We start from the raw sequence: 26857 nt of genomic DNA on the forward strand, positions 1-26857 counted from the left end.
ACCTGGCATTACTCTATTTTTTCTCATCAAGAATATTAATAAATAAGTTATGAATATTATGACAAAAATCTGAGTTCTCAATTAGATCAGGTAATATAAGTACATAATAAAATACATTATCGAAATGTAAATTTATATCATAAGGCTCAAAACTTGAGTCATTATCAATTTCGAATAGAGTAGCAATTCCATTCAATTTTGTACTTTTTGCCTCAATACAAAAACAACCTTCACCATCAAGATCTAAATTATATCCATTCTCAAGATGATAATTTTGCATTTCATCATTTTTATAGAAAAATAAAAATTCCTCATCCCGAAAGCTATCGCGTTTGTATTTATAATTAATAGATGCTATTTTTTTACCCCATGAAGAGAATATATTATCTATCGACTTATTAGTATAAAATCCATACATAACGCCAGACCATTCAGCCATATGTGTATCTCCTAAACTATTTGCATCCAGAAGCACCATGTTTAACATCACCTCGGAGCTTGTTATTCACATCTCTGAGCACTATGTCTTCTTCTATATAGAGCCTTAGATATCCATTCTGTCTATCTACTCTCTTAACCTTAGAACTATCAATTTCGAATGAAATAAAATGGGTGCTCTTTTCTTTAGTCAATCCCATTTTTCCTCTCAAGCCAGATGATTTTAATTCCTCAGGAGATAATGTAGTGACGTATACACCTTGAGGTTTTCCCTGAATTGATCCTTTTCCTCTAGCGCCGGGATCTTTTGTTTGAATTGTGCCTGACCCCATAATTCCGTTATATCCATCTTTACTCGTATAATGATAAACACGAACAACATCTAAGCCTAACGGATCTATCCATGACAGCGGATTAGGCGCATACTGATAAAGATTTATCCCGCCCCGGATCGAAATAGGATCGCCCGATATAAACTTCCCGATATCCGGATCATAAAATCTGTACAAATTGTAATGCAGCCCCGTTTCCCTGTCCAGATATTGCCCCTGGAAACGCAGGTTCTGCTGTACGGGCCGGGTTTCTTTTTCATGCGTCAGGTTCCCCCATACCTGATAGCCCGCTTCCCAGACAATATTGCCCCCGCCGTCCGTCATCTCCTCCGGCGCGCCGTTTACGTCCGTATGGTAATACAGCACCTCATCCGCTTCGCCCGGCGCCGCCCTGTCCACCCGCGCCAGCGGCTCGTGGCTCCCCTGGTCGCTGTAGATATACAGGCTGCTGCTTCTTCCCAGCCTGCACTCCTGTGCCAGCCGCATTCCGTCCCATAAAAACGTCGTCCGGTTATACGGCTTTCCTTCCGCGTCCAGCTCGTGCTTCTCCACCCGCCTGCCCGGCGCGTCGTACACGTACCCGTAACGCCGTACGGTGCTCCCCCGGATGACCGCCACTTCCGTCAGCCGGTGCTCCGCATCCCAGCGATAGTGCTGCGTACCGTTGCGGCCCCGCTTTTCCACCACCCGGCCATATTCATCGTAACGGTAATGCAGCCCACGATATGACGTTATCCGGTTGAACGGCACCACGCTGCCTGCACCCGCCTGCGCGGTCTCTCCCTGCCGCCTGTCCAGCAGGTTCGCCGCCGCGTCGTACTGCCAGCTGTCCAGGTATGCCTCATTCCGGCACGCCGTGATACGCCCCGTCGTGTCGTAAAAATAATCCGTCACCCCCTGCCGGCTGTGCCGCTTTTTCAGCAGCTCATCCTGGCCGCTGTACGCATATTCCCGGTCGATAAACGTCTCCGGCACCACACCGCGCATTCCTTTACAGGTCAGTTTCCGCGTTAACCGGCCCGTCCGGTCGTACATCCGCCGCGTGTCCAGCCGCCCCTGGCTCCGCTGCACCTCACGGTGCAGGTGGTCGCGCGTGAACTCGCTGATGACATCACGCCCCAGGTTGATTTGCTGGAGATGGCCGCTCCCGTAGTACAGGTACCGCAGCGTCCGCCCGTCCGGCATCTGCGTTTCTGTGCGGTTGCCCTGAACATCGTACCGGTTCTGCAGCACGCCCTGCGCCGTCTCCTCGCTCAGCAGGTTACCCGCACTGTCGTAGCTGAACCGGATAACTTCCGGCTCTCCGCCTTCCGCCGCATCATGCCGCCTGCGGCGGATTTCCAGCACACGGTCCGCCGCGTCGTACCGGTATTCCGTGCGCGTCTCCGGCGTGATTTTCGCCGTCAGCCTCCCCGCCGCATCACGCTCCAGACCGTGACGGATTTCGCCCCCGCGCTCCCCGCCGTATATCACTGCCGTCACCGCATTCAGCGCGTTATACCCGTATACCCGGCGGCTGCCGCCGGGGTCCGTCTGTTCCGTCACCCGGTCCAGAACATCGTACCGGAACCGGTAGCTTTCCCCGTTCTCGTTCGTGAGCGTGGTCAACCGCCCGTAAGCGTCGTACTCATACGCCGTCCTGCGACCCGTCGCATCCGTCTGCCTGCGCACCCGCCCCTGGCCGTCCCGCTGCCAGCGTGTTATCTGCCCTGCCGGGCTGGTGTATTTCACCAGCCGTCCCGCCGCATCCGGCTGGTAACGCTCCGTACGCCCGTCCGCGAACATGACCTCCGTCAGATGTCCGTTGCCGTCATAGCTGTAACGCGTACTGTTACTCTCCGCGTCCGTCACCCTTTCCAGCCGCGTGCGTTCATCATAAAACCATGCCGTCTGCGAGCCAGAACAGTCCGTGTGGCGCATAAGCTGCCCGTCTTCGTTCCACTGCAGGTATTTATCTCCGCCCCGCGCGTCGGTTATCCGCACCACCTGGCCGTGCCGGTCGTACCCGTATACCGTGCGCTGGTGCAGCGGGTCGCTGACCGCCTGCAGGTTGCCCCGCTCATCATACTCATAACGCCACGCCGCCCCCGCGGCATCCACCTCCGTTTCCGGCTGGTGCCACACCGGATGCCACTGCGTCTGCTCAACCCGGCCCAGCGGGTCATGCGTCTCCGTCAGGTGGCCGAGACGGTCATAGACATAACGCCATTTGCCGCCCTGCGCGTCCGTCATCCCCAGCAGTAACCGCTCTTCATCGCTCCAGCGGAAAGTGGTCATCTGCCCGGCCTCGTCCCGGTACGCCGTCACCAGGCCCTGCGCATCCCACCAGTGGCAGCGCGTACGCCCCAGACTATCCGTCACGCACAGCGAACGTTCTGCCAGATTCCAGTCCAGACGGTACTGCTCGCCGCTGTCCGTATGATGGCCCGTCACCCTCCACGCCGCATCGTCCGGGCCTTCAAACCACGCCCAGGTGTAGTAATACCGTTCGCCGCCCGGCTCCCGGTGCATCGTCATGCAGTCGTTGTCGTCGTACGCAAACTCGCGCTGATACCGTGCCGAATTTCAGCCACTGTGAGTTTTACTCACGAGTTGAAGGACGCTCGGTTCGTTTATGCGGCGACTGGATGGCGCAGGCCGGATTTATTAACGGGATGCCTGTGAAAATTCGGGTGATGAAAGACTGCGTCGTGATCACGCCGCAAAATACCCGTAAACTGTGGGGCTGTATTGAAGGTATGAGCGTGACCTATATCAATCAGCGAAACGTTAAAGCATGGTTGAAAAATTTTCCGGGGGCGCTGAATTTACCAGAGGATGGCTCATGATGTCCTGGATTCTCGTATGTTGGTTTAGGTCCATGATACCGTCCATCTTTGGAAATTAACCCCCACGGATCAACCCAGCTTAACGGATTCGGCGCATATTGGTAGAGGTTTATTCCCCCCGCTAACCCTATGGGGCCCTGGCTTATAAACCGTCCACACTCCGGTGCATAATATCTGAACAGATTATTATCGTAATAATAACGGTGATGGTCGTACATCTGCCCAGAGCGCCCAGTCAGGTAACCACTTCTGTCATAGCTGTACACCACGCTGCCACGCAGACTGTCCCGGATACCGCTTAACTCTCCGTTCCCTGTGTACGTGCAGTCCCGCGATATCACGCAGTCGTGGTGCTGTATTGTTATAAGATCAGTATATATCCTCAGGTTTTATAACGGAAATTGTCATTAATATATCGTTGTCAAACGAAGCTCGATGGTGTTCATGAAAAAAAATAATAAATCCATTATCGATAACTCGACCTTTTTTATAACTTATGGTCAACCCAGATAATATATTTATAAAATCCATACATTTAGCACTACAAAATGATTCAGCGCCCAAAATATTCACACCACACATATCTTCATATAATTTTACTTCTAATGATGCGACACCTTGCCTACCAAATATAAACTCAATATTCCCATAATTGTATATAGCACTATGTTGAGCCTCGTCATATATATGTACTGGTTCACCGAGTTTACACCTAACATCTAATGCCGTACTGTTTAACCCCAAACCAAATAAATAACCTGTTTTTATAAAATCAATAAAATCAGACAATTTAACACCCCCTACCAAGGGATTTACCTAAAGCCTTTTGAATTTTTTTAACTTCTCTCGCTCTATCTAAACGATTAAAGTTTTCAAATAGACTTTCTTTTACCTTAACGGCAGATTCAAATAACCTCTGTCGCCATGACGCATCTTTACTGAATTTATCATTCGCCATTTTTATAGCATTATCTATAACGGATTGTGAGTCTTTATTGAATACACGCTCAAATTGAATTTGACCGTTAGAATCTATTCCTAGTTTCAGTTCTGTTCCATATTTATCCCCGGCATTAAAATGCACACCTTTTGATATTATATCATTTTCCCCAGCTCCATGCGGAACCCAAGCATCAGCTTTAAGACCTAAAGGATCAATCCAGGTCAACGGATTGGGCGCATAAGCATAGAGATTCAGCCCGCCCCTTAACCCAATCGGGTCCTGACTGACGAACCTGCCACACTCCGGTGCATAATATCTGAACAGATTGTAATGCAACCCCGTCTCGTCGTCAAAATACTGCCCCGGCAGCCGCAGCGGCTGGTGAAAGTACGCCCCGCTGTTGCTGATGTCCGCCGCATTTTCTCCAAACCCCTTGATATACCCCGCCCACACCAGCGTTCCGTCCGCCGCCGTCACCTCCTGCGGCGTGCCCGTCACGTCCGTGTGGTAATACCACACCTGCCTGCTTTCTCCCTTTCCCGTCACGCTCGCCACCGGCGTGTACGGCTGTTCCGCATCGTACAGATATGTCCGCCAGCCCTGCTGCTGCACGTTCTCCTGCAACAGCCTGAACCCCTCCCACACAAAGTCCGTCCGGCTCCGCGCCGTATGGCCCGTGTGCCGCCCGTACGTCGCCTTGCTCACCCGCCTGCCCAGCGCATCGTACCGGTAGCGCGTCTCCGGATTGATGGGGGTTAGATAATAAAACAGCCGGGAAGAGTTAACTTCTTACCCGGCCAACTATTATTTAATACTTATCATAAAATCATCAAATATATCCAGAAGTTCATCAAATGTAGAAAATTCGTTTCTCTTGTTTAATTTATATAAACCAGTATCCACATCCATTACTTCTGACATACAGCTTAGGTCATCCCATACAGTAAATCTTGATATATACCGGTCATCTTCAAAATCTATAATAATACTGTAAGATAAATCATTTTCATTATGAATTACCGTATAATCAGTATGTTTGCTCACCCACAATTTAAATTTATTTAGCATTTTGCTTCAACTTCCCCATTAATTTTCTCGCCCCTTACAGTTATGTTTTCTGCTGTTGGCATTTCAGGAACAGGCAAACCTTTGCGTTTAGCTAATCGCCCTTCGATAGAATCTGGCCCTACTATTTTTGCCCATCCTTCATTTGTAGGTACTAATGATTTTTCAGGCACATCAAATTCAACATACATAGCACCATTTTTTGCTTGCTTACCAAAAGCATCTATATCAGCAGGGTAGGCAACATGAGTTGTCCCTGTTGAACTTTGTACTACTGTCCCAGTATCAAGCATTTGCTGATATTCCGCAGGCCCCATCCATCGCCCAACAGTCGCGGTTAAACCAAGTGGGTCTATATATTTGAGAGGATTTGGCGCATACTGATAAAGGTTTAACCCGCCCCTCAGCCCGATCGGATCCTGACTGACAAACCGTCCACACTCCGGTGCATAATATCTGAACAGATTGTAATGCAGCCCTGTCTCGTCGTCAAAATACTGCCCCGGCAGCCGCAGCGGCTGGTGAAAGTACGCCCCGCTGTTGCTGATGTCCGCCGCATTCTCTCCAAACCCCCTGATATACCCCGCCCACACCAGCGTTCCGTCCGCCGCCGTCACCTCCTGCGGCGTGCCCGTCACATCCGTGTGGTAATACCACACCTGCCTGCTTTCTCCCCGCCCCGTCACGCTCGCCACCGGCGTGTACGGCTGTTCCGCATCGTACAGATAGGTCCGCCAGCCCTGCTGCTGCACGTTCTCCTGCAACAGCCTGAACCCCTCCCACACAAAGTCCGTCCGGCTCCGCGCCGTATGGCCCGTGTGCCGCCCGTACGTCGCCTTGCGGGTTCGCCTCCCCAGCGCATCGTAGCCGTAGTGCGTCTCCGTGTTGCCGCTGATGACCCGCGTCAGCTGCCCCTGCGCGTTCCACTCCAGTTGCTGGTCGCGCCGCGTGGTCAGCTCGCCCCACTCGTTATAGCCGTAACGGTCACGACCACAGCCCGGCAGCCGGTTGCTCATCACCGCTCCCTGCCCTTCGTTATCCAGCAGGTTGCCCGCCTTATCGTAATAATAACGGTCGTGGTCATACATCTGACCTGAGCGTCCGGTCAGGTAACCGCTTCTGTCATAGCTGTACACCACGCTGCCACGCAGGCGGCGTACCGGGGTGAGAAACGCCATCGCGGGTGCCGGGGCCCGTTACGACTGGAACCATGAAGGTGCTCTGAAAGTTAAGTAATGAAAAGGCTGGGCAAATTTCAATGGTTCCCGGCAAATATCAATAATTGCCCCCTCTCATTTACCTATTTTCTTATTTATTTCGTCTTTCCTGTGACTATAACTTTTTTTATCGGGGTGAAAATCAACAGTTTTAAGTGTCGAAGAGTTAAGCAAATAGCTTAAATCTCCATCTTTTAAGTTCCAAAATTTAAGATTTTTAATACTTTTCATTTCTGGAATAAAAGAGAGTGAATCAACATCTGACAAAAAAAGATCACATATAGATTCGTTATCCCTTAGGAAAGAAAATTCAGTTAATTTTTTACACTTCTCAACATGCAGATAAGATAAGGTTTTTATTTTATTTATACTTGATATATCAATAACGTTGGGGGAGTAGGTAATTTTTAATGACTTTAAATTACTGAGAAGCTCTATCCCAGATAGAGTTTCTATACTGACACTACTTATTCTCAGCGTATTCAAGCTCCTAAGCGAAGATATAAATTCACAATTAGTGTTTTTTATTGAAACCAGTAAAAGATCTACCAGGGTATCGATATTTAAAATATCTATTTCGGCATCGGCCTTTGTTATATAAAGAGTTTCCAACTTCTGAAATTTAGAAAAATCAATACTTCCTTTTAAATACTTCATTGTTATTTTTTTTATATTTTTCATTTCATATAATGGCGATAAGTCAATTTTTTTTAGATCGATATCATCAATAATATGAAGTGAATGAATATTATCATTTTCAGTCAATGGCGATAAATCAAGTTTGTCATTGCTTTTTTTTATTGGGCTGACTATTTTTATGTTATGTAATTTCTTTTTTGCAGCATAAGATATTCCCTTGGATAGAATATCCAACGGTATTTCAAGATCGCCTGTATTCTCGTTATAATAAATTGAATTCATAATACCTCCTTAACAACCCTTAGATGCTCTATATTTACTATCTAATTTATTAGCTAATCGATTAACTTTTCTTTGTGTCTTAGCATCGGCAGCATCATATAATCTCTTACCAGGTGAGCTTATACGTTCGCTATTCGCGAAATCAGGAGAATACCGAGCATTATATTTTTCCATTAAACGATGCTCGACCATAAAACCTAATTTATCATCACCAAAATCCATATGCGCAAATTGTATCGCATTAGCCCTACCACCTATACGATAGTCCATCGAATCATACATTCTGGATTCAGGCCCTTTGCCAATATAATATGTAGTACCGTCAGTGAAAATATATGTCCCTGTCAATCCCCATGGATCGATCCAGCTTAACGGATTAGACCCATATTGATATAAGTTAATACCACCCACTAGCCCAATCGGATCCTGACTGACGAACCGCCCACACTCCGGTGCATAATATCTGAACAGATTGTAATGCAGCCCTGTCTCGTCGTCAAAATACTGCCCCGGCAGCCGCAGCGGCTGGTGAAAGTACGCCCCGCTGTTGCTGATGTCCGCCGCATTTTCTCCAAACCCCCTGATATACCCCGCCCATACCAGCGTTCCGTCTGCCGCCGTCACCTCCTGCGGCGTGCCCGTCACATCCGTGTGGTAATACCACACCTGCCTGCTTTCTCCCTTTCCCGTCACGCTCGCCACCGGCGTGTACGGCTGTTCCGCATCGTACAGATATGTCCGCCAGCCCTGCTGCTGCACGTTCTCCTGCAACAGCCTGAACCCCTCCCACACAAAGTCCGTCCGGCTCCGCGCCGTATGGCCCGTGTGCCGCCCGTACGTCGCCTTGCGGATTCGCCTCCCCAGCGCATCGTAGCCGTAGTGCGTCTCCGTGTTGCCGCTGATGACCCGCGTCAGCTGCCCCTGCGCGTTCCACTCCAGTTGCTGGTCGCGCCGCGTGGTCAGCTCGCCCCACTCGTTATAGCCGTAACGGTCACGACCACAGCCCGGCAGTCGGTTGTTCATCACCGCTCCCTGCCCTTCGTTATCCAGCAGGTTGCCCGCCTTATCGTAATAATAACGGTCATGGTCATACATCTGACCTGAGCGCCCGGTCAGGTAACCGCTTCTGTCATAGCTGTACACCACGCTGCCACGCAGGCCGTCGTCAATCGTGCCCACCTCGCCGTGGTTGTTCCAGTAATAGTCCCTCGACGTCACGCAGCCCTGCCGCGCCGGGCGCTGGCCGGGAAGAACAGGGGCACTGCCGGACGCCAGACTGCGCTGCCAGCTCAGCAGCCCGTCGTCGTCATAGCCGCTGTACGTCGCAAGCTGCCCCTGCGTGCGCATTATCTGACGGTGCAGGCTGTCGCGCTCATACTCGCTCACCGTCAGGCCATCCAGCGCCGTCTGTAACAGATGCCCGCTCCCGTAATACAGATGCGTCAGGTGCTGCCCGTCCGGCAGCGTGATGTCCGTCGGGTTGCCCAGCGCGTCGCGCTGATAACGTATGCTGCCGTTCCCCGCGTGCTCCGCCGTCAGCCAGCCGCTGCGGTCATACTCAAAACGCACCGTGTCGGCCTGCATCCGGTGCTGCTGTTGCCCCGCCTCCGTGGGCGTGAGCGTCACTGCCGTTATCTGGTCCAGCCGGTTGTAGCTGAACGTCCGCTGGCCGTGTTCATTCTCCGTCCGTAACAGACGGCCCAGCGCATCCCGCTGCTGCGTCTCCCGCCGCACGCCGCCCTGCGTGCCCGTGGTCTGTATCGCCGTCAGATAACCGCTGTCGTCCAGGATAAAAGTACGGCTCAGTCCGTCCGGGCGCACCTCACGCACCAGCCTGCCGTCCGCATCGTGACTGAACCGGTACTGCGCCCCGTTGCCGTTGGTCAGCGCTGCCACCCGGCCTTCCGGCGTGTACTGCCAGCGCGTCTCGCGCTTCTCCTCATCCGTGTGCGCCGCCAGCAGACCGCGCGGCGTATACCGCCAGCTCTCCACGCTCCCCGTGATGCGCCGGTGGCTGCTCATCAGCCCCAGCGCATTCCAGGTATACCTGTCCTGCTGTTTCCCCGGTGAGTTCACCGTCTCCGGCAACCCAAGTCGGTTGTAGCTGATGCGTACCACCTTCCCTTCCGCGTCCGTCACCCGCGTCAGGTTGCCGTCCTCATCGTGGTCATATCCTGTGCTGCGCCCTGAACAGTCGGTGTACCGCGTCATCTGCCCCCGGCTGTCGAACGCCGTCACCACCGTGCCGCCCGCCGCATCCGTCCGGCTGCACATCTGCCCCTGTTCATCGTAAGCGTACTGCGTCACCCGCCCTTCCGGGTCCGTCTCCTGCACTGGCTGGCCGTGGGCGTTGTACTGCGTTTTCCAGACAGCGTCATCGTCCAGCGCCGTGCGCGTGATTTCGTCGAACTCGCCGTTCCACTGCGTCTGCGTCACCCGGCCTTCCGGATCTGTCGTCTTCACCACCCGGTTCTGGATGTCATATTCATACGCCACCGTGCGACCGCCGGGCAGCTCAATGTTGACAGGGAAGTGGTCTTCGTTGTACGTGAAGCGGTACATTCCACCGCCCGGCGTCCGGTGCGCGGTGATATACGTTTCCCTGTCGTACCACCACTGCCATGTCTCCCCCTGCCTGCCGGTGACGGTGGTGGTGCCTGCGGCAAAATCATAGTCAAAGCGGTAATGTTCGCCGTCACTGGTGTCGTGCTCCGTCACGCGCGGCGCGCCGTCGAGTTCCTGCCAGCGGTAGCGGCAGGTGAACCCCGTCGCATTGCTGTGCGCCGTCATCAGCCCGTTTTCATAAGCAAACTGACGCACCTGCGTTCCCGCCCGGTTCACCACGCCGGTCAGTTGACCGTTATCGTCATACCGGTACTCCACCAGATTGCCACGGGTGCCGCCCTGCACCAGTTCAATTCGCGACAGCCGCTCCCCTGCCGGGGTCTGTGTGCGGTGCAGTAACAGGTGATGCCCGCTGCTGGAGGCTATCCGTACCAGTCTGCCTCCTTCGTGCCCGAAGACAATGCGCTGGCGGTGCGGCGTCTCCATAAACAGCAGGTATGCCATGCCGTCACTGTCAAAATCACCAAATACGTAATAGCTGCGATCGGTGTAATGCAGCACGTAACGCCCGTCATGCAGGCGGCTGAGGTATAACTGTTCTTTCGGGTCAAATATCTGGTGGCCGGGCGTCAGCATCGTTTTCGGGTAACGCAGTTCCCGCCCCTGTACGCCGGTCAGCGTGATGTGTTCATCGTCCTCGCGCAGGCTGGTTTCCCAGTTCAGCCGCCAGCCCCGTCCCAACAGTCCCACGGTTTCCAGGTGGCTGGCGTAAAAACGCGAGCAGGTGACCGGCAGGCGACCGGGCAGGGTGAAGTCCGTTTCCGGCAGCAGGATTTTCTGCCCGGTGGTCACATCCACCGGATTGCTGAACAGCCCGCTGATAGCCTCACTCACGGCCATCCCGGTAAGCTCCCCGCCGATAAACTTAGCGGCACATTTAGTGCCAAATTTCGTCCCCAGCTTTGCCGCCTGCCGCCACGCCCCGGCCAGCCCACCGAGCAGACTCGCCACGACAAACAATACATCCACCACCTTGCGCAGCCAGTCCGGAATTTCAGAACTGATTTCCAGTACCGTCTGTGTGCCGCCGCCGAGAAACACATTCGGCGAACCGTCTTCAATCACCGCGTCGCATTCGGTGTGGTCATCCTTACGGGCGGCGGGCTGGCTGTTGATGTAGATATTTTCCGACCCCTGGGCGATGCGTTTTTCTGCGATATGGTTATCGCATTTCACCGTACTCAGTACCGCGCGCGCCGCCGGGCGACTGTTGGTGCTGACATTCTCCGAACCGGTGAGGATTTTTCCTGCCGTGTGGTGGATGGAGCGCCCGATGGCCTCGCCCAGTTGCAATACCCCGGAGGCTATTTGATCGGCCATAAAACCCAGAATCAGCCCGGCAAGAAAACCGCAGCTAAAGAAGGCAAAGGCGGCAAGCGCGATAATGGCGATGCCGATGATAGCGCCGATAAGAAACCCGGCGAGCGCGCTGGTGTGGTAGATAGGATCATCCACACGGGCTGCTTCATACATGGTCACACCTCCGTGTGATTATTCGTTTTTATCCGGCTGAAAGCCTGCCAGCCAGGTGTTCCAGAGTAGGTCTGCTTTATCATCAAAAGGACGGGGACTGGTCAGGGTGAAGACCAGTACCTTGCCAGGGGTTGCAATAAACCCGGCCTGACGCTGGTACACTTCCGTTTTCCCGGATTTATGGGTGGCGGCAATTTGTTCCCCCATCAGGGCATCATTGCCCGTTCCTGCCTGTGCAGGCGCTCGCGACAATACCCGGTGCTGACCGAGATTTTTTTTCATCAGCGCAATCTGGCGGTCAATATAGGCGGGCAGGTCTTCATCAGGTTTTAGCGTATCGCGGGAAATATTCAGGCTGGGCGATGTTCGTTCATTGCCCTCCAGGATAAAAATATTGACGCTGCGATCCGTAAATGTTTCAGGCAGGACAAAACACCCTTCCTGTATGCGGTATGGTCGATCCATGAGAACTCCAGGTTTAATTCAGATCACTCAGAGGTGGGAAGGGGGGCAATATCATCGGCGGTTACGGCTGTGCCGCCATCCGGGTTCATATCAATACCTTTACCAATCAGTTGCATGACATCGCTGGTATGTAACATCAGTTGCTTGCCACAAAACTCAATGGAGCCGTCCTTATGTAAAACAAGCGCCGCATTGCCGCAGCGAAGCGTGAATTGATCGCCAACATCTAAACGATAAGTGGTGCCGATATTGATCGTCTGCGCCAGTTTTACGGAAAGGCCGTCATTCTTCGTTACCGTGGTGTTTCTGTCCTCACCAATACTGTTGGTTTCATTTTTAATAATGGTTTTAGTGCGATCCACCATAACCGTATGCGTTTCATTATTCTTCACCGTGGTGTTGAGATCTTTTTCCGCGTGGAACTTCACTTCCTCCGCGCCCGTTTTGTCGTCAAAACGCAGCATGTTGCCATTCGTTGGCCCGCCATACAGCGAGTGGCTGAAGATCCCGCTCTGCGACGCCATTCCCGGCAGTCCCCACGGCGGCATGGTGTCTTGGTTGTAGGTACGCCCCACGATGATCGGCAGATCCGGATCGCCGTTTTTGAAATCCACCAGCACTTCCTGGCCGATACGCGGGATCTGGATCATCCCGAAGCCTTTGCCCGCCCACGGGTAGCTGACGCGTATCCAGCAGGAGCTGTTTTCATCCATTTTGCCGTAGCGATCCCAGCCAAACTGCACCTTTACCCGCCCGTACTGATCCGTCCAGATTTCCTGGCCCGACGGGCCGGTGACAATGGCGCTCTGCGGCCCTTTGGTGTGGGGTTTGCTCACCGTCCGCTGCGGGCGGAACACCTCGCAGGTCGGGTGCAGTTCAAAACGGGTGGAAAAGGTAAAGTGCTGGTCCTGCCCGCTGTGCTGCGCGTTGTCCTGCACAAACAGCAAGGTCTGCATCAGCAGGTATTCCTGATTGACTTCGGCAGTGGGATAGTTTTCCAACGTGAAGGTATAACCGGTCATGAGTGTGCGGATATTCCCTCCCCCCAGCACCCGACTGCCGGGGCTGCGCTGCGCTTCCATACGAATGCGCGTCAGCATCTCGCCTTCACTCTTGTCGAAGTAGTCTCCCGGCCACTCATAATGCTCGTAGGTGGCATGACCGGTTTCACGCGGGTTTGCCACGGTGTTTGCCAGCAATGAACGTGGCTTCGTAAAATCGAAATCATCCAGCACCCACTGTCCAGTCCGCAGACTCTCGTTTGCCGTGATAGTGTGGATAAACTCCTTGTCCAGCTTCAGCCCTTCCTGGTGCCACTCGACCAGCGGCGAGTCCGGACATGCTTTGTGGGCGCTGATGGCATCCGCCAGCACCAGCGTGTGGCTGTCCTCGCTGTGCTCAAACCACCAGTAGATGCCCCACTCCTGCATCAGTCGCTGAAGAAAATCAAAATCAGTTTCACCGTACTGCACCTGCCAGGTGCGTACCGGGTAGCTTTCCACCAGCCGCTTTTCCACCGGGTAGGGATATTCCGCCAGAACCTCATCCAGAATATCCACCACGGTTTTATTCTGGAATGCTTTGTAGTCGCTGGTATGGGTCAGCAGTTTCAGCCACGGCTCCATACGCAGCTCATAGGTAACCGAACGCCCTTCATGGCCCACCACCCGCGCCGCCGTGACCAGCCCGCTGATATGTCGTTTACCGCCACCATCCAGTTCGATGTTGACGCACAGATCTTTGCCCACCATCGGTTTGAGCGGCAGGTTGGCCGCCGGGGAGACATAGCCCAGATTCAGGGTGTCGGGCGTTTTTAGCTGTACCACATAGCTGAACAGTTCACTTAATGTTTCGCCGCCGTCCAGGCTGGCGAACAGTAATGCGCCCGGCGGTACGGCGCTGCCGCTGACCGTCACATTATGCGCCCCCGGCCCGCCTGCAACAGCAGAGACGATGGCCGATACCGCATCCTGCGCCATACCTGCGGCGGCGGCAGCCTGCGCCGCTGCTACCGCGGCTTTCACCAGTCCTGATGGCTCCGGCAATGCGCCAAACAGCGATCCCGCAGCCTGTTCCACAGCGGCTTCCGCCGCATCTGCCACGCTTCCGGCGACTGAATCTGCGGTGACACCGCCACTTTCTCCGGTTATCGGCGGCGTGGTTGTCGTCAGCCCTCCCATACCGGATTTATTATTTGTGGATACAAAACTCATGGTAGTGACTCCTTTAATACCGGATTAAAATAAATAGACTCACCGTCAGGAAACAGTGCCCCGCACTTTATAATGCAACCAGCCTGTTATATTTAAATATTTACCAGAAGAACAGGGTATATTGCTGACAAGAGCCATGAAAATAAAAACACAAAAATTAGCACATAACATAAATACTGAATTACATAAATAAGGAAATGGACATAACAATATTATGATTTTATTTTTATTACGCTTACCAGATTCGCATTGCATTTTATAGAAATTTGATTAATAACCAGCACACCGCCAGTCATATACTTTATCATTGGTGCTCATTACTTATCTGGCCACCATTGTAATCATTGACCACCACAGCACGTCCAGACACGATAATTTCATCCGGTTTTAACGGTATTATTGTTTTGTTCCACCATTCGTTTGCTGACCAGAAACATACTTAACATTAACCGTAAATGTCTTTTCACCATTTTCTTTTTCCGTCTCCTGTTTCAGAATACGGAAAAACACCGGTTCCACTTCAATACAACCATGACTGTAACCTTTGGTGGAATCATGGATATAAAAACCACCCCGCTTGCCCCCACAGGCTTTTCGGGTCTTCTCATCCGCTGATTCCAGCCGGATACGGTTATATCCCCAGTTCGCCCAGTATATCTCACATGTTCCGGCAGCCTGGCCTCGCGGAATGGTACTCCAGCCCCATGATGGTCCCAGATCACAATCCGCAGCATTTCTTATCGGTGCCTCCCCCTGAAACTGAATAAACAATTTATAATTCCCTTCCGGTATCGCCGCATCCGGCACACACTGTTTATCTGGCCACTGTAAATCCGGTAACCCCGTGGTCGCCTTAAATATCCCGATACCAGGCCATGTTAGCTTTTGCCCGTCAAAAGTCAGTCTTACTGCCATCATCTTCTCCCTGACTATTCTGTGTATTACAGCGGTGGTGTACAACGTATCATTAGCGCCAGCTTCTGATCCCGTACAGACTGGTTATCCACCGATAATACAAAGCTGAAAGGATAACGTCCCTGCATCTTCGCCAGTGAGATATTCCCCTCCTGAAGGGAATATGCACTTCCGCGTCCGTAACCCTCAACATCCTGCGCCAGTAAGCTGGTATAGCTGATTAATGCTGAGAAACAGCCACATTCACCGGTACTTTTTTTCAGTGTGACCGTTGTTTTCAGAATGGTAAGGTTATCCATTTCCTGACGATGAACGGGATGGATATCCACACACTCCGCCAGCGGGTTATCAATGTTTACATCTGTTCCGCCCCAGGCAAATACGGGCAGGAACATTCCTGCACAGGCAGACATAAACAGAACCTCTACAGCGTACTTTTTCACAGCATCTGACCTCTATTTTTTCATCCACCAGCCGCAGTGCATCCACATACCGCCCTTCACTGTTCTGCTGCCAGAACCAGCCTTGCCCTGGCAGGTAACGTATGCCCGGTAGATCCAACTATCCCACTATTCATCTGTACAGCCCAGCCCCCGGCGCTGTACCACTTCACTGGCAAATGTCGCGCCAGTTTTTTTCATTATTTCTTGTTGTATTTTTTGCAACTGCGGAAATATAATTCTCTCACATTTATTTATTTCCCATATATCACCAGTTTGAGAACTTACTGAAAACAGTCCCCAATAATCTATTGCTCCGGCAGTCGGTGTATCATAGCCAAGGCTAAAATCATAATATCCCGGATGGGGAGGATTTCCGTGTTTATCCTGCAAATCACCGTCAACAAAAACGCCATCCAGCGATAAATCATATTTTTGATATTTAAGTGCAATAATGAGTAGTTTTTCTGCCTGTACTTTCGTCATTCCACCGCGATTTATATCTGACAAATTAAATTCAGATACAACCACTTGGGCATAACAGACCTCAGATATAAAGAGAAAAAAAACAAGCATTATTTTACGGGGCATGCTATTCTCCGACCCACCATAATAATTATTCCAGCAGTTATCCTGGCGTAATTATCCGTACCACCAGTAATATGAGATCCTGAATTAAACCCAGCAGCTACCAGAGCTTCAGAGAAGGCCAGAGCATCTTTTTTCCCCCGAACAGCGTCACCATACTTGACAGCAAAAGATCGCGCACAAACTGAAAACGAAGAAAAAATAGCCACCCAAGTTTTGTTACTATCCTTTGGATGAACCCGACCTGACTGAAATGATGCAGGAGCCTGGAGAGAAAAGTAATTATTATATTCCCTGGCAATACGACCTGTACCATATTGACTTTCGGCAGCAGCAAGACCCAGTATATTCTCTACCGGTACGTCAAGCTCTTTTGCAATTATCTCACAAACCTTCATGTGCTCCTGGACAAATCTTACCGCACCCACGTTATTACACGCTTTATCATAATTACCCATTTCTTCATTCCTTAGCAGGTGTTTTTAAAACCACCATGTTCATTATTTCTCCGCCAGTCGCAGCGCATCCACATACCGCCCTTCACTGTTCTGCTGCCAGAACCAGCCTTGCCCCGGTGTTGCCTGCCCCAACGTCTTACCCGGCCAGCCCGGCCACGGCAGATAACGCACGCCCGGCAGTTCTACTACCGGTGCTTCATCCGGCAGCCCGGTCAGTTCCCGGCTGCGCTGCGATGTACGTCGTAACCCACGCAGCCACTGCGCCCACCACGGCCCCGGCTGCCACATCGCCCATAGCTGGTCCACCTGCTCCGTCAGCCGCCCGCGCCGCATCGTGTCCGGCGTGATATGCTGCGCCGCCAGCCTCGCCAGCCAGTACAGCCAGCCCTGCGTCTCCTGCAAACTCTCGTCCAGCCACTCCCGACCGCAACGCTGGTAAATCACCAGCGGCCACGGGCGTCCCACGCTATCCCGTGACGCCATCAGCACTCCGGTCAGCCAGTCAGTCGTCCCACCCATCGGCAAAAATCCCGGCGACATCACAAAGCTCCACGGCAGCGGATGGTGTTCCGGCGCGGGCATATCATGTTCGCCACGCGGCGACAGGTGCATCCAGCCGTCACGCTCTTCATCGGTCGTCTGGCCTTCCGGCAACACGATATGCCGCCCGCTGCCCACCCATGTCTGGCGGTTCAGCCAGTCCTGCCATATTCGTCCCTCTTCAGCGCCCACCCGCCAGCGCACATAGTCGCGCTGGTCCGGCAGCCTGCCGAACATCGCCGGGGCTGATACCACCGCTGGCCGGCGCATTACAGCGCCCTCGCCGGGCAACTGAAGTTCTGCAACAGCTCCCGGCTGACCGGGTTAAAATCCCGCCCGGCAGTGATTTCCAGCACCACCCGGCGACCGTCAAAATCATATTCCACCAATTGGCGCCCCCGCACCGCCGTTTCCTGTACCATTCCGGCGTCCAGCAGATGAAACAGCGCCCACGGCCCGCCGGTCAGTAGCGTTGAGGTGTCCTGGCGAATACGCGGGCTGGCGGTGATTTCCGCCATCGAGCCGTTGCGCGGTCCCGGCCACGTCACTTTCAGGGGCCGGTCCGGACCATGGGCGTAGCGCAGCACCTGGCCGTCGATATCAATCACCAGTTCCGTGATGGCCGGGTCCATATCCACCACGCTAATCTGCATCGACCAGGAAAATTTTTTCCCGCCCTCGCTGTTAAAAAACACGCTGCGGATCTGCTTCGCCTGCTGAAACGGCGTTAAATCCGGCCCCTGCAATGTCATGTTGCCTTCGGTCGGTTTGTAGCGCCACGGGTCGCTGGCGGTGTCCGCCAGCGGAGCCAGTTGTTTGCTCCAGAAAGCATCCAGTACGCCGCCGCTGGCGAAGATGCGGTTAAAGTCCTCGGCGCTGACCTCCTGCGGGCTGTCGGCGAACGGATAACGCCCGTCGATGGCGTCACGGCAGTCGTCGCCCATCATCGCCTCCATCTGGGTGTTCAGCACGTCGCCGGTCCCGGCGTTGATTTTGCGCGTTCCCTGCTTCGTCAGATCCAGCAGGATGTTTTTCAGCGGCGCAGGCAGTTTCGCCGCCTCCAGTTGCAACTTGTCTGCGGCAGTAATGCGCGCTGGCAACGTCCCCGCCGCCAGCGCGCTATCAGCAATGGTCAGTTGGGTGTAATACTCGTTGAGCATGGTCAGCAGCGAAGCGATCTGCATCGTCCCACCGCCGCTCTGTCCGCCGTCCGTCCGCCCGGCAATGACCTCGCGCAGCGCGGCGAAACGATCATCCACCAGCGTTTTTTCCAGCCGTTCTTCCGGGTGAATATCCTGGAACAGTTTTGCCGTCTGTACCACTTTCCCCGCGTTACCGGATGCGCGCTGCGCCAGTTGTTTCTGTCTGGCCTGCGGGTCCGGCGGCGGCACCAGCGTGGTCTGCTCCACCACCGCTTTTCCCAGCCGCATCAGCGGTGAGTCCGGCGACGCCAGGGTGCGCAGCACCTGTAAATCATAAGCCAGGCCGGAACTGCCCTCTTCCCCGGCACTGTTGATACTATGGATACTGTCCAGAAAATCCTGCCAGCGGCGGGCATATTCCGTCAGGTACAAACGGCGGACTTCGCGGGCGACAGACTGCTCCTGCCCCGGTATCTGGCTGCGCAGGCTGTCAGTCAGCTTTTTTGGCGTACTCTCCCGGCCCATCACCCAGCCATCGTTCGCCGTCGCCGCCGCCACAAATTCCGGTAATCGTTTGTCGAACAGCTCCCGGTATCCTTCACGGGTAAAAATACCCGGCACGCCCCGATCCAGCGGCGCGCCGTTGCTACGCACAAACACCGTTCCCGCATCCGCGCCGACGGCGCGTACCAGCGTGAACTCCTGCGGCGCTTCGCTCTCCATCGCCGCCAGCGCCCGCGCGTAGATACGCTCGGTACTGGTGTGACCGTCGAGGAATGCCCGCGCCTGGCGGATCAGCGCCTCATCTTTCTCATACGGTGAATGCACCACCCGGCTGCCGTCAAACAGCGCTTCGATATGCGTCAGCACGGCGGCGCGCCCGCCGAACCCGGCCACGCTGTCGCTGTTCCCCAGATCGTTAATCACCCACGACTGGATCTCCGCCGCGTTGTATTTATCTTCGTGATCTTTATCCAGATTCAGTAGCAGATAGATGCGCAGGGCATCGTAGGCCGCTTTACTATCCTGACGGGCAATGGCGTCCGCCAGCACATACTCCATCCGTTTCACCAGCGGCGGCAGCAGCAGTTGATCCAGCAGGCGGTTGTACAGCGACGCCACGCTGTCGGTTACCGGCGGTACGCTGTACAGGCCGTAGCGCCAGGTCAGCGGCGGCGCGTCCGGGTCCAGTTCCGGCCAGGCGGACAGTTCCCTTGCGCTGTCCAGCAGTGCCGGGACGGGAGCCATCGCCGGTTTACCGGTGTAGGCTTTCACATCACCGTCCAGCCGGGTCGCGCGGGCGCTGATTTCATTCAGATAGTCGCCGTTGGTCTGCTGGCTGGTCTGCATCCCCTGCCACAACAGGAATGCCAGCACCAGTACCAGCAGGTGCCCGCCGAGGCGCAGCAGGCGGTAACGCCAGGCCCACTGGAGGTTTGGCTCCACCAGGTGCGCTTCACGAAAAATAAACTGTGTCAGCAGGTCATGCAGGAAGTAGCTGCGGTTGCCGTCCGGCAGAGCGTGTGGGAGAGAGGCGGAGGATTCGCCACGGGCGGTTTTTATCGCCCGGACAAAGCGCTGCCAGATACTCAACTGGTCGGCCACGGCGTCGGCCTGCGCCTGCGCGGCGCTGGTGAAAAACACCCCGCGCAGCGTGTTATTCAGTTGCGTGGCATCGAATTTTGAATCGAGGAAGATCTGTTCAATAGCCTCCAGCAACGGCTCGCCGAGGGCGGCGAACTCACGCGGGAAGGTATACAGCCGCTGGCGGCTTTTAAGGTCGTACTCTTCCTGTAACCGGGTATCCAGTCCCTGATCCAACCGCAGCGTCAGGCGCGCCAGCTCCTGCGCGCAGGCGGCGTGCAGCGCCTGCGGGTCGCCCGCTTTTCGCCTGCGGCTGTACGGCAACGTGAAGCCCCAGATTTGTGCACGAAGATGGCTGGTCAGCGTGCGAAAATATTCGCTGAACCCCGGCAACAAATCCATTTTGGTGACCACCAGATAGACCGGAAAGCGAATCCCCAGGGTCTCGCGCAGTTCTGCCAGTCGCGCCCGCAGAGCGGCGCAGGCCGCCAGGCGTTCCGCCGGTGACTGTGCGGTTAAATCCGCCACGTTTAGCGTCAGGATCACGCCGTTAAGCGGCGCGCCGGGGCGATGTTTACGCAGCAGACCGAGAAAGCCCTGCCACTCTCCGGCGTTACGCTGCGCGGCGCTCGCTTCGCCGCCGTCATCGTGGCGGGCGTAGCGTCCGGCGGTATCAATCAACACCGCTTCGTTGGTAAACCACCAGTCGCAGTGTAGCGTGCCGCCACCCGGTACTGTCAGGATACGCGAGGTCTGCTCCATTTGCTCCGCCAGCGGGAACTGCAATCCGGTGTTCAGCAGGGCCGTGGTTTTGCCATCGCCGGGACTGCCGACCACCATGAACCACGGCAGCTCATACAGAAAGCGTTTTCCCTCGAAGATTTTACGCCAGCCGGGCATGTCCACCCGCAACTGCCGCAGTTGCCGGATGGCCTGCGTGACAATATGGTTGACGGTGCGCAGGTCGGCTTTGATCTCGCCAGCCACCGGTACCTCTTCCCCGCGCGGATGCAGGAAGCGACGCAGCAGTTGTTCATCCATACGCAGCGCACGCCACAGCCGGTACAGGCCGTACAGCGCGTACATCAGCAGGATGAAACCAATTAATGTCAGGCGGACCCACAGCGGCGCAAACGGATGGACATCGCCCAGGGCCAGCAGCGGTGTGACGAAGCCAATCGCCAGGCACAGGACACTGATGCCGATGATACTCATCGACCAGTTGACCAGCCACAGTACCAGCAGCATCAGCAACAGGGCAATGGTCACTACCCGGCTACCCACGGAGGCCAGCGGGCGCAGGGTATCAAATGACACCAGCGGCCCGACAAACCAGACCAGCAGCGCCAGAACCAGAACGCCCACAACTGCCAGCGCGCGCCGGGAAAAAAGCAGACTAAGAAATTTTTGCATTATATTTCGACTCGCCACCCAATAATCAATATTTTAAAATTCCCTGGATAAAGTAATATAACCATTAAATCTTACAGAACACTCATCAGCATTCATGAAGCTGGATGCAATGAAAATATCTTTTTCTTTATCTTTGTTAATATAGGTATATTTTGCCACGATAGATTTAACCTGATTTTCATAATAACTATCGAAATAGGATTTTTTATCTAATATTGCCACTTTATTTTTGGCCTTATCTTTTTCATAATCCATCCTGGCCAGAGATTCTGCATAGACCTTAGATACAGGTGAGATATCAAGAATCTCTACCTTTGTTTTATCCTTTATAATAGTAGCGACATCTATATTCAGGTCATTTTTTATGGCATCAAATAATGATGACTCCATTGATGCTCCAACCGTAGCACACCCATAATCGTGCGCATAAGAAATGGCAGGAACACCCACCAACAGACAGACAATTACCTTAAACATATCAATATCTTACCACCAAGACTTTACCACCAAGACTTTATCTGAACTGGCAGCGATAACATTATCACAGGGTATACCTGTCATACTTCAGGCTGCATGTGCGTTGGCTTTCCTCGCTCACCCCAGTCACGAACTAATGTACGCTCCCGGGGATTCACTCCCTTGCCGCCTTGATGCAACTTGAATGATTTTATATCTTACAGGGATACTCTATTAATTTATTTATGATAAGTTCAGCCGCGCGAGAATTCAGTTCCTCATTGGTTTTATTTTTAAGAGAAACATAGACTAATTCATTTAATGTTAGCGTCTTAAATAAAGCGTATCCACACCACAGTTTGTTCTCTGTCGCATCCTCCACGCCGAGCAGATAGATACCCGCCCTGAGTTTATCCCGTTGATTACCAGACACCCAAAATTTAAAAAAGTCATTACCTGAAAGATTAAGCGCATCCGGCGTCAGGGATAAAATGGGAGATGACCGGGAAGCAATTTTTATGGAGGAGTCTGTCCTCTGACAGGGAAAATTTTTAACTAATGCTTCCTCTATTAGTATTGAAGCCCTTACATCAGGCTTTTTCACTGCGTGCTGTTCAAACCAGGTCAGCACAGTATGGTTTATTGTTATACTGTCAACCTGACCATATCCACACCACGTCTTACCTTCTGTGGCATCCGCTACCCCCAACACATACATCAGTGTATTATCTTTTTCCTGTAAGTTATCACTGGCATAAAATCCCAGAAAATCCCGTATACTGAGGTTGACATTATCGGGGGAAATGAAGCCTGCGTTAATCGGGGATCCGGCAAAAGCGCCACCGGATAACAGGCAACATAAGATGATCAAAAAAACACGAACAGATCGTGTTATGTGATATGTCGCTGAGATCCGATAATAATCCCCCGTCACGCCACATATTGCCGAATGATGAGACACATCATAGGTCGATTTTTTTATCATTCATTCACTCCACTACCAGAATTTCCACCCGACGGTTTTTCGCCCGCCCGGCTTTACTGCCGTTATCCGCCACCGGCACCGTATCGCCCTTGCCGACGATATGTACCCGTCCGGCAGGTACGCCGCCGGAGGTCAGCAACGCCGCAACTTCCGCCGCCCGTTTTTCCGACAGCACCAGGTTGGATGGGAATTCAGCCGAATGAATGGGCTGGCTGTCAGTGTGACCCGTTACAGTGACTGCGCCGCCCACGCGGGCGATTTCCCGCGCCGCTTTGTTAATCACTGGCCGGATTGCGTCACTCACCGTTTTTTGTCCCGGTACAAACATGGCGTCGCCACGGAAGACCACCCTACTGTGCTGGTCATCTTCGTCCACGGTCAGCAGGCCACGGGCGATTTCGTTTGCCAGCAGGATTTTCAGCCGCAGCTTATGAACCGGCACGGGCGGCGGCGGCAGTTTTATACCAATCGCATCAATATGCTGTTGTACGGTGACGGTCTGCACATCCATCCGGTGGCTGTAAAGGCCAAACAGCGTCAGCATCGCCAACAGGGCTATCCCGGCGCTCAGCCAGACCGGCACCCGGCGCATCCGCCGCAGTCGTCCGCTTATCGCCCCCTGAAAGTCAGGCGAGAGCGCGGGCATGACCGGATCGCGACGCTGTGAAAGCTGTGTCAGCAGTTGCTGACGAATATTGTCCAGTTGCTTACGCCCGTCTGGCTGCACGCTGTAGCGGCCTTCAAATCCCAGCCCCAGCAGGTGGTAGATAACCTCCAGTACGTTGCCATGTTCCTGGAAGCTGGCCGCCAGACGCCCGATGATCTGGAAAAGTTTTATCCCGCCTTCGCTTTCACCATGAAATGTTACCAGCAGGCTTTTTCCGGCCCAGACGCCGCGCCGTCCCCAGGTTGTGTTATTGGCGGCTTCATCAAGCGCCGTACACAGGCAGTAACGTACCGCCAGTACGTGCTCGCGCCGCAGGTTCGCCTGATCGCATAATGTCTGGTACAGATGCATCTCGCGTACCAGCAGATTACGGTAAGGCTCTACCAGGGCCGCATCCAGTTTAGCGGGCATGGCTGCGAGAGCGCACAATAAAGGCCGGGCAGCGGCGAGCAACGGGTTAGCCGCCGCGCTGATTTCAGCCAGCCGAAGTTTGCTGTCCGGACCGTCTTCAACGATGACATTGAGTTCCGTGCGCTGGCTGGTGTGTACCGGCGTTTCATATTCACTGTCCTTATGCTCCGGCGTGGTGGACAAAAAGGACATCATGTCCGCCGCTGGCGGCGTCAGGGTACTGTCTGTCATTTATCGCGCACTCCCCACAGTTCTGTCTCCAGCCCCGGAAATTCCCCGGCGGTATGCATGGCCATCCCGCCGTAACGGGCAATGTGTTCCCACAATGCTCCCTCGCGGCGGATGTCGTAATAGATGTATCCGGCCTGAAACGGGATTTGGCGCGGTGGTACAGGCAGAACCTGCAAAGCCAGCCCCGGCAGATGCGAGCGGATCAGTTCCGGCAGGCGATCGGATGGCCCGATTTTGGTCTGGGCGGCAAAATGTTGCAGTAGCACATCGGTCGGCATTGAAGCCTTTATCGCCAGTACCAGCGTGCTGAAATCGGCAAGATCGGAAGGAGCCACCACCGCATTCAGGATGCCGTAAGTCCCCTCTTTCAGTTCGATGCGCTGCGCGCCCCGGATCAGTACCGCATTCAGCAGGAACTGCACCTCATCAACCAGCGATTTCAACCCGGCATAGGGCGTCAGGTGTTTGTACTCTTTGTATTCAGCGGGCCGTCGCGTTTGTGGACGCACATAGGTGGAGAGTTCCCCGGCCAGTTCGGACAGGTAGCGATACAACACTTCCGGGGCCAGCGGGGTTTTCGCCAGGTGAGTCAGCAGCGGCTCAAAGCGATTGAGAATTTGCAGCAGCAGGTAATCGGAGACCTCCGCTGCTTCATGGCCGTGGTTGTCGCTGCCTGTCAGCCGTTCCGCCAGCGAATCGGCCCGCATCCGGATGAGATCGTTGATCCACGACAGCCAGGTACACATCAGTGAACTGGCCTGATAATTAATGATGGGCGGGATCAGGTCGTGGTCGATATCTATCCGCCCGTCAGGGTTCAACCCGGTGATGCGGGTCAACGGCAGGCCAATCCAGGCGCCCGTCACCGCCTTTTCCGGCAGCAGCCGCAGGCGCAGATGACTGAGCTGTAATAACTGCGCGCCACGTCCCAGCGAGTTGGCGTCGCGGATGTCGTGTTCATGTACCGAGAAACGCGCCAGTGATTCCGGGTTATTGTCAAACGTAGTTTCTTCGCTGTTCGGCGCGCGTACCGGTACCGCCAGACAAATCTGCTGGTTCAGGTGCTCCGGCAGGATGGTCAGCGGCGGCGGCAGCGGGGTGTGGTCCGGTGCGTTAAACGGCGTGCCGTCAGGAAAAATCCCTGATGCCTCTTTCAGTATCAGTTTACCGATGTTCAGCGCTTCGCCATCAATATTGTAGTGGCTGAATCCCCAGAAAAAGGGGGTCAGCGGCAGGCTGCGGTAATGCATGACGTGTTCCAGATAACGCTCTTGCTGCTGAAACATCTGCGGCAGTAAAAATTGTCCTTCACTCCAGACTACGCGGTCATTCCAGCTCATAATTCATTTATCCCGTTCCGTAATTACAATGGCGCTTTGTTCCAGTTCCGCCTCCAACTGCACTTTTCCTTTCCCCGGTATGAAGCTGCTGTACCAGGCTTTTTCCGGGGCTTCCGGGATTTTGTAGGTTACCCGCCAGACCGATTTGGCCAGGTTACGGTATCCGGCCAGTACGCCGATTGCCGTGGTCTGCGCATTCAGCGGGCGACGCAGTTTTTTCTCTTCGCCGGGACGCAAAATAAAGCTGTCGCGACGCACTAAATCGTCGGTAAGGACGGATTTGTCGTTGTCATGGAGCGACCAGTAATCAGCTGTCGTGAAAGCGGCGTCATTTTTTAGTTCATAAACACGTATCTCAATGGGCGCGGCCTTCTTCTGATTGTCAGGATTCACCTTATCGGAGGCTTTCACGCTCAGGTCGAGTCGCTGTGATTCGAGGTCAGGTAACGCATCGCTACTGCCGCATCCGGAAAGCAGGAGCAGTGCAAAAGGCATAGCTACCGCACATAACCACCGAGTGGGGTTACGCCATTCATTCACTGTAAATTCCTTTAAAATCAAAATAATAAATCCGGCCAGATATAAATCTGGCCGGAAAAACAGCCGTTAAATTTCTTTGTTGGCCTTGAAGTCGTAGCCTGCGGTGATGGTGCCGCCGCTGCCACCCTGCTGGTTCTGCACCACGTATTCCTGCTTCACGGTGCTGAAGGAGAGTTCAATTGATTCGCGAGACGCAATTTCCCCTCCCTGGCTTCCGCTGGGCGATACCATTGCAATAATCAGATCTGTGAAAGTGTACTTGAGGTACTCCAGCGGATTGCCGCCAGCCTTACGCATAACCAGAATGGCCTGCGGAATGTGCTTACCGGAAGAGCAGTATTTGAACAGGTTCGGGCTGGCGCGATCGATGTAATGTTCAAATGAAAGATTAGTGACGGAGACCTTACCGGAACCGAGACCGCTACCGGCGTGCATGGTGGATTCCTGATGAATATTCCAGCGCCAGCTCAGTACTTCAATTTCATTTTTGTGTTTGTCATCCATTGACTCGCCGTCAATGCCGTCAATTTTCAGAAAAATGTCATAAGACATATCTACTATCCTTTTAACTACCTAAATTAAGCCCTGATTTATCTGCTTTATTAGGTGAACAGATTAACTATTCCT

At 53.6% G+C, this 26857-nt stretch carries 21 protein-coding genes and 4 pseudogenes; 1 reads left to right on the top strand and 24 read right to left on the bottom strand.

Going from position 1 to position 26857, the window contains the following annotated elements:
• Window positions 1–13: 13 nt before the first annotated feature.
• Together J4617_RS18515 and J4617_RS18520 are read right to left on the bottom strand one after the other, a co-directional pair.
• Window positions 14–478 (bottom strand): hypothetical protein, encoded by a 465-nt coding sequence (locus J4617_RS18515; RefSeq protein ID WP_223227916.1) that lies wholly within the window; start codon window positions 476–478, stop codon window positions 14–16.
• Window positions 456–3335: pseudogene (locus tag J4617_RS18520) on the bottom strand (RHS repeat-associated core domain-containing protein); the annotation flags it as partial. The pseudogene J4617_RS18520 and the gene J4617_RS18515, both read right to left, overlap by 23 nt.
• Between J4617_RS18520 and J4617_RS18525 the strand changes: the two are divergent.
• Window positions 3326–3598 carry a SymE family type I addiction module toxin gene (locus J4617_RS18525; protein WP_072100733.1) on the top strand — a complete coding sequence of 91 codons (273 nt, stop codon included), beginning with the start codon at window positions 3326–3328 and terminating at the stop codon, window positions 3596–3598. The pseudogene J4617_RS18520 and the gene J4617_RS18525 overlap by 10 nt on opposite strands.
• Here J4617_RS18525 and J4617_RS23100 read toward each other — a convergent pair.
• From J4617_RS23100 to J4617_RS18635, 22 genes and pseudogenes are all read right to left on the bottom strand, one after another.
• Window positions 3529–3816 (bottom strand): RHS repeat-associated core domain-containing protein, encoded by a 288-nt coding sequence (locus J4617_RS23100; RefSeq protein ID WP_223227914.1) that lies wholly within the window; start codon window positions 3814–3816, stop codon window positions 3529–3531. The genes J4617_RS18525 and J4617_RS23100 overlap by 70 nt on opposite strands.
• Before the next feature lie 151 nt (window positions 3817–3967).
• Window positions 3968–4387, bottom strand: a complete 420-nt coding sequence (locus J4617_RS18535; protein ID WP_031624782.1) for a hypothetical protein — start codon at window positions 4385–4387, stop codon at window positions 3968–3970.
• A gap of 352 nt (window positions 4388–4739) precedes the next feature.
• A pseudogene (locus J4617_RS18540) lies at window positions 4740–5282 on the bottom strand (RHS repeat-associated core domain-containing protein); the annotation flags it as partial.
• A gap of 63 nt (window positions 5283–5345) precedes the next feature.
• Window positions 5346–5609, bottom strand: a complete 264-nt coding sequence (locus J4617_RS18545) for a hypothetical protein (protein WP_000932531.1) — start codon at window positions 5607–5609, stop codon at window positions 5346–5348.
• Window positions 5603–6757 (bottom strand): annotated as a pseudogene (locus tag J4617_RS18550) (RHS repeat-associated core domain-containing protein); the annotation flags it as partial. The gene J4617_RS18545 and the pseudogene J4617_RS18550, both read right to left, overlap by 7 nt.
• Window positions 6758–6898: 141 nt before the next feature.
• Entirely contained in the window at window positions 6899–7744 is an 846-nt protein-coding gene (locus tag J4617_RS18555) for a hypothetical protein (RefSeq protein WP_001084940.1), read from the bottom strand.
• A gap of 9 nt (window positions 7745–7753) precedes the next feature.
• Window positions 7754–11842 (bottom strand): RHS repeat-associated core domain-containing protein, encoded by a 4089-nt coding sequence (locus J4617_RS18560; protein WP_017465823.1) that lies wholly within the window; start codon window positions 11840–11842, stop codon window positions 7754–7756.
• An 18-nt stretch (window positions 11843–11860) separates the two neighbouring features.
• On the bottom strand, window positions 11861–12307 hold the full coding sequence (locus J4617_RS18565) for a DcrB-related protein (RefSeq protein WP_000375832.1): 447 nt from the start codon (window positions 12305–12307) through the stop codon (window positions 11861–11863).
• Window positions 12308–12330: 23 nt separating this feature from the next.
• Window positions 12331–14520: a type VI secretion system Vgr family protein gene (locus tag J4617_RS18570; protein WP_017465824.1), complete on the bottom strand. Its 2190-nt coding sequence runs from the start codon at window positions 14518–14520 to the stop codon at window positions 12331–12333.
• A gap of 396 nt (window positions 14521–14916) precedes the next feature.
• The gene (locus J4617_RS18575; RefSeq protein WP_000968384.1) at window positions 14917–15438 is read right to left on the bottom strand and encodes a DUF2778 domain-containing protein; all 522 of its coding nucleotides are present in this window, start codon (window positions 15436–15438) and stop codon (window positions 14917–14919) included.
• Between the two features lie 23 nt (window positions 15439–15461).
• Window positions 15462–15878 carry a DUF2195 family protein gene (locus J4617_RS18580; RefSeq protein WP_000759645.1) on the bottom strand — a complete coding sequence of 139 codons (417 nt, stop codon included), beginning with the start codon at window positions 15876–15878 and terminating at the stop codon, window positions 15462–15464.
• A pseudogene (locus J4617_RS18585) lies at window positions 15875–15969 on the bottom strand (cytoplasmic protein); the annotation flags it as partial. The gene J4617_RS18580 and the pseudogene J4617_RS18585, both read right to left, overlap by 4 nt.
• Window positions 15970–16004: 35 nt before the next feature.
• Window positions 16005–16466, bottom strand: coding sequence for a hypothetical protein (locus J4617_RS18590; protein WP_001684272.1), 462 nt, complete (start codon window positions 16464–16466; stop codon window positions 16005–16007).
• Window positions 16451–16921, bottom strand: coding sequence for a glucosaminidase domain-containing protein (locus J4617_RS18595; protein ID WP_000528843.1), 471 nt, complete (start codon window positions 16919–16921; stop codon window positions 16451–16453). Before J4617_RS18595 ends, J4617_RS18590 begins: the two co-directional genes overlap by 16 nt.
• Before the next feature lie 42 nt (window positions 16922–16963).
• Complete coding sequence (locus J4617_RS18600; RefSeq protein WP_001254127.1) at window positions 16964–17731, bottom strand: TagF domain-containing protein; 768 nt, start codon at window positions 17729–17731, stop codon at window positions 16964–16966.
• Complete coding sequence (gene tssM / locus J4617_RS18605; RefSeq protein ID WP_017465826.1) at window positions 17731–21600, bottom strand: type VI secretion system membrane subunit TssM; 3870 nt, start codon at window positions 21598–21600, stop codon at window positions 17731–17733. The genes J4617_RS18600 and tssM overlap by 1 nt, the downstream gene beginning before the upstream one ends.
• 33 nt (window positions 21601–21633) lie before the next feature.
• Entirely contained in the window at window positions 21634–22065 is a 432-nt protein-coding gene (locus J4617_RS18610) for a Shiga toxin A subunit (protein ID WP_000227044.1), read from the bottom strand.
• Between the two features lie 202 nt (window positions 22066–22267).
• Window positions 22268–23041 (bottom strand): Rap1a/Tai family immunity protein, encoded by a 774-nt coding sequence (locus tag J4617_RS18615; protein WP_017465828.1) that lies wholly within the window; start codon window positions 23039–23041, stop codon window positions 22268–22270.
• 4 nt (window positions 23042–23045) lie between these two features.
• Window positions 23046–24350, bottom strand: coding sequence for a type VI secretion system protein TssL, long form (gene tssL, locus J4617_RS18620; RefSeq protein ID WP_000132483.1), 1305 nt, complete (start codon window positions 24348–24350; stop codon window positions 23046–23048).
• Window positions 24347–25690, bottom strand: a complete 1344-nt coding sequence (tssK, locus tag J4617_RS18625) for a type VI secretion system baseplate subunit TssK (protein WP_000118732.1) — start codon at window positions 25688–25690, stop codon at window positions 24347–24349. Before tssK ends, tssL begins: the two co-directional genes overlap by 4 nt.
• A 3-nt stretch (window positions 25691–25693) precedes the next feature.
• A complete protein-coding gene (gene tssJ, locus J4617_RS18630; protein ID WP_001007105.1) occupies window positions 25694–26230 on the bottom strand; it encodes a type VI secretion system lipoprotein TssJ in 537 nt (178 codons plus the stop codon).
• A gap of 66 nt (window positions 26231–26296) precedes the next feature.
• Window positions 26297–26782 (bottom strand): Hcp family type VI secretion system effector, encoded by a 486-nt coding sequence (locus J4617_RS18635; RefSeq protein ID WP_000119443.1) that lies wholly within the window; start codon window positions 26780–26782, stop codon window positions 26297–26299.
• Between the last annotated feature and the right edge of the window lie 75 nt (window positions 26783–26857).

The sequence above is a fragment of the Salmonella sp. 32010601201800023SM genome (assembly GCF_017572235.1).
Taxonomy (GTDB): Bacteria; Pseudomonadota; Gammaproteobacteria; order Enterobacterales; family Enterobacteriaceae; genus Salmonella; species Salmonella enterica.